Consider the following 11,324-nt stretch of genomic DNA (forward strand, 5'->3'; position numbering starts at 1 on the left):
TCACCACGTCCACGTACTGATCTTTCAACTCGTAGATGGAGTTCGTTCCCTCTGCGTTGCGCTTCACGCGCAGGATGCCTATACGGGATGCGATGATACCTACCATCGACGCAATGGAGTGATAACTGACCGAGAACTGCTCCTGCAGTTTCTCGTGAATCTGGGGTATGGTGAGAGATTTCACTTTGACGAATAGATTGAGCAACTCATGCCGGATACCGTCCCGGTCACGTGAGAGATAACCTTTGAGTCGAGATTCTATCTCTTTCTTGAGCTCACCGGGCGATCTCATATGTGGTAGTAATTCGGGATTTTATATATATCTTTTCTTTTCACTCGTTTAATCGGGTATTCTGCCAGGAGGACGACAATTGTCTGACGAAATTGCTCCATATCGAGTACCACGACGTTTTTTTCTATAATTCATGGTAATATTGGTTAGATCCGGTTTTAACGAAAAATACTCGTGATTTGGTGGCGGCCCTTATCTACATCACTCTTCGCGGCGCGCATATGCTGCACCCTCCTTGCCCCGGAGTGTGAACGCCGCCGGGCGCGCATACGCTGGAGCGATACTGCATGAGGGAACGCCCCGGAGAAAGTGTCCTCCTGCAGTGTCCGGCCGGGACTCCGCTCTTACCGGCTATTTCAGGAATATCCGGGCGAATAGCAGGTTCCACCGCATATCCATGAGCAACCCTTTAACCTATCACACCCGAACATTATTGCAGCATGGAATTTTCCGGATATGACATCAACAAATACTCTCCGCGGCAGATGGTAGCGCTGCCTCTCGCCCTTCTCCTCCTTGCCCTGGCCATGCTGGGCTACACCACGCTCGCCACTGGCCTGCCCCTGACACCGGGCATCGACTTTGCGGGAGGAACGGCGGTCACGGTCTTCACATCCGACAGCAGAGAGACGATCGAGGCGACGTTCGCCGACTATCCGCTCCTATCGGTGGGTGAGGGTGTCGGCGACGGGAAATACATCCAGTTCGGTCCCATGGACGACGACCAGTACCGGAGTTTCACCACGCTCGTCAACGGGAACTACCCCGGTGCAAAGGTGGACCAGATCGGCGAGACGTTCGGAAAGACCCTCCAGGGTCAGGCCTTCCTCGCCTTGATCTTCTCGTTCATCGGGGTGGCCATCGTGATCTTCATCGCGTACCGAAACCCCGTTGCGTCGGGCGCCATCGTCCTCGCGGCTGCCTCTGATATCACCATCACCGCCGGGGCCATGCAGGTCATCGGCATTCCGCTCTCCCTCGGGACGACGGCGGCCCTGCTGATGCTGATCGGCTACGCTGCGGACAGTAACGTCCTTCTGACCACGCGACTCCTGAAGCGCAAGGGCAAGCTCGAAGAGAAACTCTCCGGCGCATTCAGGACCGGGATCATCATGACGACGACGACGCTCGGAGCTATCGTCGCCATGTGGTTTGTCGCTACGATGGGGCAGATCCAGATCATCAGCGCGATCGCAAGCGTCCTCATCATTGGACTCCTCGTCGACATGATGAACACCTGGATGCTGAACGCCGGGATTCTCAAAGCACACATCTTCAGGAGCGGTAAGAAATGAATAGAGAAACCTTCACGAATCTCGTCAAAGACTGGCGGGTCGTCCTGGTGCTCCTGCTGGTCGTCGGCTCCCTTGTCGGTATCTACCTCGCTCCCCCGAACCCCGAGAAAGGGATCGAAGGGAACCTCCAGTTCGGCCTTGATCTCGAGGGCGGCTCGTGGCTGCAAATGGAGTTCCAATCCGTGGTCGTGGCATTCTCGACCGACGGATCGGCCGGAGACCTCATGGAGGATCTGCGCACGGATCTTGAGACCGAGGTTATCCGTATCGATGAGAACCACCTCGAGATCCGAAAGGGCGTCACCCAGACCGACCTCGAACCGATCTTCGCGCAGTCGGGCGCCTCGATTGTAACCTACCAGAAGGGCGTATCCGCGTTCACCGCAGACGAGGTGAAGAGGATCCTGAGCGAGAAGGTGAACGCCCTCGGGATGCAGGACGCGAGGATCAACCTGCTCACCCCGACCGGAAGCGAGTTCCCGCAGTACGTGCGGATAGAGCTTGCCGGCGTGGATATGGCGACGGCGCAGGAGATCGTCGGCCAGCAGGGTCTGTTCGAGATACGGGTCCAGACGACCGGGAACGAGACCGAGCACGTCCTCTACGGCGACCAGATCACCAGCGTCGGCGTGCCGCAGAGAGATCCCGACGGCCGGTGGGGCGTCGGGTTCTCGTTCACCGAGACGGGCGCAGAGGCCTTCCGTGAGGCCGCCATCGAATCCGGAGCGGTCGACAACCCGGACGCCCACCACCTCGTGATGATCCTCGACAACGAGACCGTCTATAGCGCCCCCCTCGCCGGAAACCTTGTGAGCGAACTCCGGTCGGGCCCGGTCAGGTCGCTCTCCGCGAGCACCGGCACCGGCGACGCCGGGCTCGAGGATGCGATGACGCTCCAGATCCACCTGCGGGCCGGCGCCCTGCCGGTGCAGGTGGATATCGTCGGGTCCGGTTCCGTCCCGGCGGCGCTCGGCGAGCAGTTCAAGATGACGGTCGCCATCGCCGGGCTGCTTGCGCTGCTCACCGTAGCGGTCGTCGTCTACTACCGCTACCGCGAGCCCTCGATCGTGATCCCGATGGTCGCGATCAACCTTGCAGAGATCATCATCCTGCTCGGGATTGCCCGGTTCATCATCCAGCTCGATCTCGCCACCATCGCCGGTCTGATAGCGGTGGTGGGTACCGGCATCGACCAGCTCGTCATCATCACGGACGAGGTTCTCCACGAAGGGCGTGTCCCGTCGCCGAACCTCTACATGAAACGCTACGGGCGGGCGCTCGGTATCATCGCCGTTGCTGCCGCGACGGTCTTCATCGCCATGCTCCCGCTGGCGCTGATGGATCTCTCCACCCTCAGAGGCTTTGCCATCATCACCATACTCGGTGTCCTGATCGGCATCCTGGTCACGAGGCCCGCGTACGGAAAGATAATCATGGCGATCCTCTCAAAATAACAACCCTACAACAACCTTTATTGCCCCGTTCACACACAATGTTTGAACGGGGTACAGTCTTATGGGAAAACCGGTTTTAATGGACTTTTTCGCCGAGTGGTGCGGTCCGTGCCACCAGCAGACACCGATCATCGATGAGCTCAAAGCAAAGATGGGCGATCAGGTTGATATCCAGAAGATCGACGTCGGTGTCGACTCCGAAGAGACACGGCAATATGCCGCCAAATACGACATCCAGTTCGTACCCACACTGGTCATCGAGAAAGACGGGCAACTCGTCCGGAAACTGGTGGGCGTCCAGAACCTCGGCACGCTTGAAAGCATCTTAAAACCGCTGGTGGAGCAGTGAAGATCGGGATCGTCGGGGGAACCGGCGACATCGGGGAAGGCATGGCGCTCCGGCTCTCGCCGAAGTACGACGTGATCGTGGGATCTCGCGAGGAAGTAAAGGCGGTCGCAACCTGCGAGACCTGCCGGGAGACCCTGGAGGTGCAGGGAATGGAGTGCAGCCTCGCAGGCGTCACCAACCAGCGTGCGGTCGATGAGGCGGACGTCGTCGTCCTCGCGATACCCTTCAAGCACGTGACTCCCACCCTGAACACCCTGACCGGGTTTGAGGACAAGATCGTCGTCAGCCCCGTCAACCCGATCGAGCGGACGAACTACTTCTACTACGCCCCTCCGCCAGAGGGCTCGGCGGCGATGATGATCAAGGGGATGCTCCCCGAGAGCGCGACCGTATGTGCCGCGTTCAACAACATCGCCGCGAACAAGTGGAAGATGCTCGAAGAGGAACTGGACTACTCGGTCGCGGTCTGCTGCGACGACGACGGTGCGAAGCAGAAGGTCATGGAGATCGTCAACAACGTCTCGAACCTCCGCGCCTATGACGGGGGACCGCTTGCGGCCGCATCCATCGTCGAGAGCGTGACGCCCCTCCTCCTCAACATCGCCCGGTTCAATAAGATGCGGGACGTCGGCGTGAAGTTTGTATAATTTTTCCTTTTTTGCCCTAGGAGAGGGTTGGTGGCTCGGGATCCGTGCCTAACCCCAGAAGCCGAAGATCTTCGGCACTCGTATTCATTCTACGAAGATCATCTTAGAACTCGGGAGTTCTGTTTATCACGTTCCCGGGCACAGTTTTCCGGTAGACTGCGCACCTAGCGGTGCTCGAACACCTACCCTTGACCTTAGAGGCTCACGCCCGTACACCGACTTCCAGTGGATATCGCCGAGAGGGGGGTGGGGACAATGGGGAGTGCGAACGGAGTGAGCATGAGAAACTCGAAGAGTTTCGAGGGGGGAATACTCCCCCCTCCCCACCTGACGGTGGTCGAGCTCCGTTCCTTCGCACCTTCGGTGCTCACGCTCCGGTTCTAACGAACTGTCGCGCTTCGGAACGTCGCACTCCCCGTCAGCCCCACTTCGCACCTAACGGTGCTCACGCTCACTGCGTTCGCGCCTCGCACCTTCGGTGCTCGAACTCCGCTCCTCGAAACCCTTCGGGTTTCTCGAACTCCGTCCTTTCAGGACGTCGTTCTCCGGAGCGTCGTCCCCCCAATGGCGATATGCGACTGGCCGAAGGGCGGGAGCACGAGCACCGAAGGTGCGCAGCCACCACGGCCCACTGTACCGGGTTTGCTGCGTAAATACTTGGAGCGGAGTTCGAGTGCCGAAGGCTGCGAGTTGTGCAGTGCGACAGGCCAGAGGCCAGGAGTTCGAGCACCGAGAACGATGCCTCCCAGGTTTGACATTTCTACAACCCTTTCTTGATTCATACCTGACCGTCCAAACCCATACCGCCACCCCGCCCTCATGCCCCAAGCGGCATGCACATATCCCCGAGCACGCCAAACCATTCTGTACAAAGATCAGGGTGCCGAGAATGCTGGATCGGGAGTTCGAACGGATCGGAAAGCGGCTCTTTCTGGAAGGGCTCGTCGGAGCGAATTTCGGGAACATGAGCGTTCGGGGACAGGGCGGCTTTAACATCACCCGGACCGGCGCGTACCTCGACGCGAGGGAGATGCCGGTCTATGTGCCGGATGCGGGCGACGCCCCGCGCGAGGCCTCGAGCGAGTACCGCGTCCACCGGGCGGTCTACCGCGAGACGCCGCACTCTGCGATCGTCCACGCCCACCCGGTTCACGCCGTCGCCGCCTCGCTCGATACCGACCTCGTCCGGCCGGCCGACAGCGAAGGAGGGATGCTCTGCCCGACGATCCCGGTCGTCACCGGGAACCCCGGGACCGACGAGATAGCAGAGAATGTCGCCGGGGCGCTCCGGAGCGGCCATATCGTCATCGTCAGGGGGCACGGGACGTTTGCCGCCGGAAAAACGCTCGACGAGGCGTATATCTACACCTCGATCGCCGAGTACGCCTGCCGGATCCTCTTCTTATCGGGGAGGCTTCGGGGGGTTCTGTAACTGCTCGATCTGGCGGGTTGTCTCGCGGTGAAACCCGAGCAGCATGTCGCTGATCACGCCGAACATGAAGATCTGAAAACCCATCGTGATCAAAAGGACCGTGAGGATGGTGAGCGGCAGGTGCTCGATGTTCTTGAGCCACTCGAGGACGACGTAGACGCCGATGGCGCCCCCCAGAAGCGATATGAAGAGACCGATGATCCCGAAGTAAAAGATCGGGTTGTTCATCTTCGCGAGCCGGTATATAGTCGAGAAGATTCTGAGGCCGTCCTGGAACGGGTTTAGTTTCGTGACGGTCCCGGGCCTCGCCAGGTACCGGACCGGGACGACCGTGACCCGCTGTCCGTTCCTCACCGCCTCGACCGCCATCTCCGTCTCGATCTCGAACCCCGCCTCTTTAAGCGTCATCTGCCGGATCGACTGGAGAGTGAAGGCGCGGTAGCCGGAGAGGATATCGCTGAGGGCTTTTCCGTGCGCTATCCGAAACATCACGTTGAGGAGCTGGTTGCCGAGGAGGTTCAACCGCGTGAACGCTCCCGCCTCGGGATTGACGAGGCGATCGCCGATGACGTGATCGAATCCCCGGCCGAGGGGTTCGAGCATCTTCTCCGCGTCGTCCGGCGAGTAGGTGCCGTCGCCGTCGAGCATGAGCACGTAGGGCTGGTCGATGACATCCACGGCCTCGATGATGGCGTTGCCCTTTCCCTTCCCCGTCTGCGTCCGGACAACCGCTCCCGCGGCCCGCGCGATATCGGGTGTATTATCGGTGCTGTTCCCGTCCATGACGAAGACATGGGGAAAACCGCGCTGCCGGAACCCCTCGACCAGTTCACCGATCGTCGGGGCCTCGTTTAACGTTGGGATGAAGATACAGACCTCATCTCGCTCGACGCTCATCGGTGTACTATATCCGATTGAGCAACATAAGGACTTCGCATGCACGTAGCCAAATCGGGGCTCCGTGCTCTCGGTATCGCCGAGAGTTATTCGGGGCGGGAGGCGTCCACCCTTGCCGGCGTCGTCATGCGAAAGGACCTCCGGATCGACGGAGCGGCCTTCGCCCGGGTGACCGTCGGCGGATCGGATGCCACCGATGCGGTCGTCCGGCTCTTCACCCGTCTCGCCCGGCGGGACATCAACCTCCTGATGATCGGCGGGAGCGTCATCGCCTGGTACAACATCATCGACCCGGCGGCGGTGCATGCCGCGACCGGTCTTCCCGTCATCGTCGCCACCTACGAGGAGTCGGAAGGGCTCGACGAGGATATCCGGCGCCACTTCCCGGGCGACGTCGAGAGGCTCGCGGCATACCGGAGGCTCGGCGACCGGCTTCCCGTTCGGCTGCGTTCGGGGTATACGCTTTTTGTCCGCTCCTGGGGCATCTCACCGGAAGACGCCGCAAGGCTCTGCAACGACTTCACGTACGAAGGCAGGGTGCCCGAGCCCATCCGGGTGGCGCGGCTCGTCGCCCGCGGCGTCGTCCGGTCGTCAGGATGCGTCGGGTTCGCCCCTGACGACCATGACCGTTGACGCCGCGTGGTCGACGACGTAGGAACTGGTGCTCCCGAGGAAGAAGCGGCCGAGCCGGCCCTTGCCGTGCGACCCGACCACGGTCAGGTCGGCGCCGAGTTCCCGCGCCACCGCCATGATCTCCGCTCCCGGGTGTCCCCAGCGTTTGTGGACGGTGAGCGGGACACCGGTGGCGGCAGCCTCTTGCTCCACGTCGGCGAGGATCTCGTCGGCCTCCCGGTCGAGCGCATCGAGAAGCGCCTGCTGGGCGATATCGGGAGGTTCGAGCTGGTTGAGGGTCAGCGAGGGATACGTGGCGGTCTGGACGACGTGTACGGCATGCACGGAGGCCTCCATGGCGCGGGCGACGGCCAGGGCCTCTTCGAGCGCCCGGTGACCGATCTCCGATCCGTCGACCGCCACGAGAACTGATTTGAACATAACAGTCTTTAGAAGCGTTCCGGTACAAAAACATGGTCTTTGAGAACGATGTGCCTCAGGCCCGCACCGTGTGTTTCGAGATCACCTTCCCGTTGCGTTTATCCACCACCTGCAGAGTGACCTCTGCGCCCGGGTAGAAGGTTCCGTCGGTGAGATCCGCCGTCATCGTCTCGCCCGGGTTCCAGAAGGGAGTGCGGCAGCCCTCGCCGCTGAGAGTCTTTACCCCGTAGTGGTGCGACGGAATGAGGAGATGGCCGTTCAAGGTATGGACGATGCAGGCCCTGTAGCCGTTCACGTAGAAGACCGCCCTCAGGCAATCGTTCTCGTATATCGTGCTCCCGTTGTTCTTGAGGGTGACCCTGCTCGCATAGGTCAGCGTTCCGGTACCTGTGCTGACGTGGGAGATCTCGGTGATGATGATCGATGGCTGCGGCGGTTCGACCCACGAACCGGCGGGGAACATCGAAAGCAGCAATAACAGGAGAATTGCGGCGAGAATGACGGTGACCGCAACCATCAGGAACACGCCGTGCGTGTCCGAAAGAGCGGTCTCGCCCTTAGCGATCCGCCTCACCGGGGCTGCCGGTGCGCCGGAGGGACGCTCTCCCCTCCGTGCTGCACCTGATGATCGGCCCCTAATGCGGTATCCCATATGTCTGCGCTAAATTCCGGTAACGCCCGTAGGTGTATGAGTCCAGTTTGGGCCCCGTGCTCTCTACCTTGTTGCGTATCTTGTTCCACTCGACGGCATCGGCATGCTCGCGCCAGATGCTCTCGAAGGAGTCTCCTTCGGCTATGACGAAGACCTTCGGCTTCGACGTCAGTTTCTTCCCGGAATCGCCGTACTCGCCTCCGGCATCGGTTGGGATGGACGGCACCGTGGTCTCGATGAACGCGTACCCCGTGTCCCGGTAGCAGTACTGGTCGGGTGCCCTGATGCCCACGGCCATATGGGTCTCCTGCTCGAACTCGAAGAGCGCGGCGCCGTACCCCAGGTCACGAAGGATGTACGCGAGCAGGAGCGACTTCTCGTCGCAGTCCCCGTCCTGGTGGTAGAGCACGTGGTACGGGTACTTGGCCGCAGTATCGAACGAGTAATCGGCGTAAGGGATCTGCTGCACCATGCTGATCGCGGCACGCACCTGGTTGTCGGGTTCGGACTCGGCAGCCCGGATGTTGCCGGCAAGCTGGTGCAGGTATCGGTCCTGAATACTCTCATTCATAAACTGGAGCCAGTATTCACGTTCGATACGGAACGGGGTAGGACGTTTCGTGGACAGATAGTCGTTGACACCCCGGTAGGCATCGAACCGGATCGAACCCGGCTTGCCGCGGAGAACATACGGATAGTTGATGGTCTTTGGTCCTTTCTCCAGGGTCTCGTTGGAGATCTCCGGTGAACTGAGGCCCGACGCTTCAAGCGTCCCGGTGACCGTCGTTCCTACCGACGAGACGATCTGCCCGCCCCAGATGGCAGCTATGCCGATGATGACAAGGATGACGATCACAGCCCCAATAGGGAATTTGCGCGGATGGTAAGGGTCGCCTGACATACGATGATAAATTCATTACCGAATATATAAACATTTTCAAAATTATTCGGTGCCGTAGATGGAGAGCCGGATATTGTGAAGATTGAAATCAACGGCACGGGATTTGCGCCGCATCTACTTGAGCAGGCATAAAAAACACCAGAAAAACCAGGATAACCGGATCCCGGAGATTTTCGGCACCTGTGTTCCCCTCAGGAAAGGCAGAACCGCCCCCCCGCGCGGGGACCGACCGGCCAGGAGGCAAGGAGTTGAAGCACCAGAGGTGCGCCCGGGGAGCGCAGAGCGCGGGCACCGGAGGCCTCCGCAGGGGGAACCGGACCCCCGGCGCTCGGGGGGATACGGCCTGACGATCCATCTCGAGGGTGTACCTCCGCAAATTATTGCAGGGACAAACTTTCTTCTCCTTCGCACCCAGGGAGGATCATGGCCGAAGCGGAACGAACACAACTACCCGGATACGTGCGCCTATCCCGGAGCGGCGAACTGGAGGAGCGGGCACGGCGAGCGCACGAGGTGCTCCGCGACTGCGTCGTCTGCCCCCAGAAGTGCCGCGTGAACCGTATCGAGGACGAGGAAGGGTTCTGCCGGACCGGCCTCCTGCCCAGGATCTCGAGTTACAGCCCGCATTTCGGTGAAGAGCCACCGCTTGTCGGGAGAAACGGTTCGGGAACGATATTTTTCACGGGCTGCAACATGCGGTGTGAGTTCTGCCAGAACTACGAGATCAGCCAGTGTGGGATCGGCTACACGGTCTCGTGCGAAGACCTTGCCGGGATCATGCTCCGCCTGCAGGAACGCGGATGCCACAACGTCAACTTCGTCTCCCCCTCGCACGTCGTCCCCCAGATCCTCCGTGCGGTCGCTATCGCCGCCCCCCGGGGCCTCGACATCCCGCTGGTCTACAACAGCGGCGGCTACGACTCCGTGGAGACCCTGCGGCTCCTCGACGGCGTCATCGACATCTATATGCCGGACGCTAAGTACGGGCGGGACGACGTGGCGCTGGAACTCTCCCACGCCCCCGGCTACACCGGCCGCATGCACGCCGCACTAAAGGAGATGCACCGGCAGGTCGGCGACCTCGATGTCAGGGACAGCGTTGCGGTGCGGGGCATGATCATCAGGCACCTGGTGCTCCCGGGGAACCTTGCAAACAGCGAGATGGTGATGAAATTCATCGCAGAGGAGATATCGCGCGACTCCTACGTGAACGTCATGGCCCAGTACCACCCGGCATGGAGGGCGTCCGAAGGCGGGAGGAGCCCGGCGCTTGCGGCACTACAGCGTCCGATAACGGCGCGGGAGTACGCGTACGCCGTCCGTTGCGCACAGGAGAACGGCCTCACCCGGGGGTTCCCGTGAGAAGCGAACAGGAGACCCCGCCACCAAAAGACTATCCGCTCGAACACAGAGATGACTCTGGAGTGCAGGTGAGAAGAGAGGCAGGGCTCCGGTACGCGGCCCTGACCGATACCGGAAAGCGGGAGCAGAACGAGGACGCGTATTTCGCCGGCCGGATGAACGGGCACTACCTCTTCGCCGTCGCGGACGGTCTCGGGGGGCATGCCTGCGGAGAGGTTGCGAGCAGGATGGCGATCGAGATCCTCGCGGAGGCTGCAGGCGAGGGTCTCCCGGAGACCGGACCCGCCACAGTGCTCGAACGTGCATTCGAGCGGGCAAACGCCGCTGTACACGCATATAACCAGGAGAACGGCCTGAACGCAGGAACAACGCTCTCGGCGGCAATCGTCGGGGAGTCGGGCAGGTGCTGGATCGGCACGGTGGGTGACAGCAGGACGCATATCGTCACGCCGGCCTCCGTCTGGCATACGCGCGACCAGACCTACGTCCAGGGCCTGGTGGAGGCGGGAACCATCTCCCCGGCCGAGGCGATCCTCCACCCGCAAAAGAACGTCCTGACCCAGGCGCTCGGCCTCTCGGCCCGGGTACGGATCGGCCTCGATGTCGCGGAACTCACCGGAGGGGTTCTCCTGATCAGTTCGGACGGGCTGCACGATTACGTCCCGGAGGGCGTCATCCGGGAGATCGTGCTCGCCGGCGACCCCGATACAGCATGCCGGAGGTTGATCGATGCCGCCAGGGACGCGGCAAGCACCGACAACACCACGGTGATCGTTGCTAAAGGCTGATCCCCGGGCCTGTTCCCGCCCGTCGTAGTCGCACCTTCGGTGCTCCTGCTCCGCTCCTCACGGGGCATCGCAACTCGCACCTTCGGTGCTCCTGCTCCGCTCCTCACGGGGCATCGCAACTCGCACCTGCGGTGCTCCTGCTCCGCTCCTCACGGGGCATCGCAACTCGCACCTGCGGTGCTCCTGCTCCGCTCCTCACGGG

Annotated in this window: 13 protein-coding genes; 8 read left to right on the top strand and 5 right to left on the bottom strand. The window is 61.3% G+C overall.

The window, feature by feature from the left end; all coding sequences use genetic code 11:
- A partial coding sequence (locus tag EI28_RS06740; protein ID WP_048113732.1) for a DUF2551 domain-containing protein occupies positions 1-292 on the bottom strand: 292 nt, incomplete at its 3' end.
- Between the two features lie 440 nt (positions 293-732).
- Here EI28_RS06740 and EI28_RS06745 point away from each other — a divergent pair.
- The 5 genes from EI28_RS06745 (at position 733) to EI28_RS06765 (ending at position 5,469) form a co-directional block, all read left to right on the top strand.
- On the top strand, positions 733-1,587 hold the full coding sequence (locus EI28_RS06745) for a protein translocase subunit SecF (protein ID WP_048113733.1): 855 nt from the start codon (positions 733-735) through the stop codon (positions 1,585-1,587).
- Positions 1,584-3,041 (top strand): preprotein translocase subunit SecD, encoded by a 1,458-nt coding sequence (locus EI28_RS06750; protein WP_048113734.1) that lies wholly within the window; start codon positions 1,584-1,586, stop codon positions 3,039-3,041. The genes EI28_RS06745 and EI28_RS06750 overlap by 4 nt, the downstream gene beginning before the upstream one ends.
- Positions 3,042-3,102: 61 nt before the next feature.
- Positions 3,103-3,390 carry a co-chaperone YbbN gene (locus EI28_RS06755; protein ID WP_048113735.1) on the top strand — a complete coding sequence of 96 codons (288 nt, stop codon included), beginning with the start codon at positions 3,103-3,105 and terminating at the stop codon, positions 3,388-3,390.
- Complete coding sequence (gene npdG, locus EI28_RS06760) at positions 3,387-4,037, top strand: NADPH-dependent F420 reductase (protein ID WP_011844497.1); 651 nt, start codon at positions 3,387-3,389, stop codon at positions 4,035-4,037. The genes EI28_RS06755 and npdG overlap by 4 nt, the downstream gene beginning before the upstream one ends.
- 889 nt (positions 4,038-4,926) lie before the next feature.
- A complete protein-coding gene (locus EI28_RS06765) occupies positions 4,927-5,469 on the top strand; it encodes an aldolase (protein WP_048113736.1) in 543 nt (180 codons plus the stop codon).
- Here the strand turns inward: EI28_RS06765 and aglJ are convergent.
- The gene (gene aglJ / locus EI28_RS06770) at positions 5,440-6,366 is read right to left on the bottom strand and encodes an S-layer glycoprotein N-glycosyltransferase AglJ (RefSeq protein ID WP_048113738.1); all 927 of its coding nucleotides are present in this window, start codon (positions 6,364-6,366) and stop codon (positions 5,440-5,442) included. The genes EI28_RS06765 and aglJ overlap by 30 nt on opposite strands.
- Positions 6,367-6,405: 39 nt before the next feature.
- On the opposite strand from aglJ, the gene EI28_RS06775 reads away from it, so the two are divergent.
- Positions 6,406-6,999 (top strand): DUF99 family protein, encoded by a 594-nt coding sequence (locus tag EI28_RS06775; RefSeq protein ID WP_048113741.1) that lies wholly within the window; start codon positions 6,406-6,408, stop codon positions 6,997-6,999.
- Here EI28_RS06775 and EI28_RS06780 read toward each other — a convergent pair.
- From EI28_RS06780 to EI28_RS13155, 3 genes are all read right to left on the bottom strand, one after another.
- Positions 6,958-7,419: a universal stress protein gene (locus EI28_RS06780; RefSeq protein WP_048113742.1), complete on the bottom strand. Its 462-nt coding sequence runs from the start codon at positions 7,417-7,419 to the stop codon at positions 6,958-6,960. The genes EI28_RS06775 and EI28_RS06780 overlap by 42 nt on opposite strands.
- A 55-nt stretch (positions 7,420-7,474) precedes the next feature.
- Complete coding sequence (locus EI28_RS06785; RefSeq protein ID WP_231476629.1) at positions 7,475-7,993, bottom strand: type IV pilin; 519 nt, start codon at positions 7,991-7,993, stop codon at positions 7,475-7,477.
- A gap of 61 nt (positions 7,994-8,054) precedes the next feature.
- Positions 8,055-8,972: a hypothetical protein gene (locus tag EI28_RS13155; protein ID WP_155937284.1), complete on the bottom strand. Its 918-nt coding sequence runs from the start codon at positions 8,970-8,972 to the stop codon at positions 8,055-8,057.
- A 423-nt stretch (positions 8,973-9,395) separates the two neighbouring features.
- Between EI28_RS13155 and EI28_RS06795 the strand changes: the two genes are divergently transcribed.
- Positions 9,396-10,334, top strand: a complete 939-nt coding sequence (locus EI28_RS06795) for a radical SAM protein (RefSeq protein WP_048113746.1) — start codon at positions 9,396-9,398, stop codon at positions 10,332-10,334.
- 68 nt (positions 10,335-10,402) lie between these two features.
- The gene (locus tag EI28_RS06800) at positions 10,403-11,122 is read left to right on the top strand and encodes a PP2C family serine/threonine-protein phosphatase (RefSeq protein WP_048113750.1); all 720 of its coding nucleotides are present in this window, start codon (positions 10,403-10,405) and stop codon (positions 11,120-11,122) included.
- Positions 11,123-11,324: the final 202 nt, after the last annotated feature.

The organism is Methanoculleus sp. MH98A (assembly GCF_000691865.1).
Taxonomy (GTDB): domain Archaea; phylum Halobacteriota; class Methanomicrobia; order Methanomicrobiales; family Methanoculleaceae; genus Methanoculleus.

Bases quoted from the DNA above. Each gene is read 5' to 3' on its own strand.
- aglJ (WP_048113738.1), bottom strand. From the start codon at position 6,366: ATGAGCGTCGAGCGAGATGAGGTCTGTATCTTCATCCCAACGTTAAAC.
- EI28_RS06775 (WP_048113741.1), top strand. From the start codon at position 6,406: ATGCACGTAGCCAAATCGGGGCTCCGTGCTCTCGGTATCGCCGAGAGT.
- EI28_RS13155 (WP_155937284.1), bottom strand. From the start codon at position 8,972: ATGTCAGGCGACCCTTACCATCCGCGCAAATTCCCTATTGGGGCTGTG.
- EI28_RS06780 (WP_048113742.1), bottom strand. From the start codon at position 7,419: ATGTTCAAATCAGTTCTCGTGGCGGTCGACGGATCGGAGATCGGTCAC.
- EI28_RS06750 (WP_048113734.1), top strand. From the start codon at position 1,584: ATGAATAGAGAAACCTTCACGAATCTCGTCAAAGACTGGCGGGTCGTC.
- EI28_RS06795 (WP_048113746.1), top strand. From the start codon at position 9,396: ATGGCCGAAGCGGAACGAACACAACTACCCGGATACGTGCGCCTATCC.
- EI28_RS06745 (WP_048113733.1), top strand. From the start codon at position 733: ATGGAATTTTCCGGATATGACATCAACAAATACTCTCCGCGGCAGATG.
- EI28_RS06755 (WP_048113735.1), top strand. From the start codon at position 3,103: ATGGGAAAACCGGTTTTAATGGACTTTTTCGCCGAGTGGTGCGGTCCG.
- EI28_RS06765 (WP_048113736.1), top strand. From the start codon at position 4,927: ATGCTGGATCGGGAGTTCGAACGGATCGGAAAGCGGCTCTTTCTGGAA.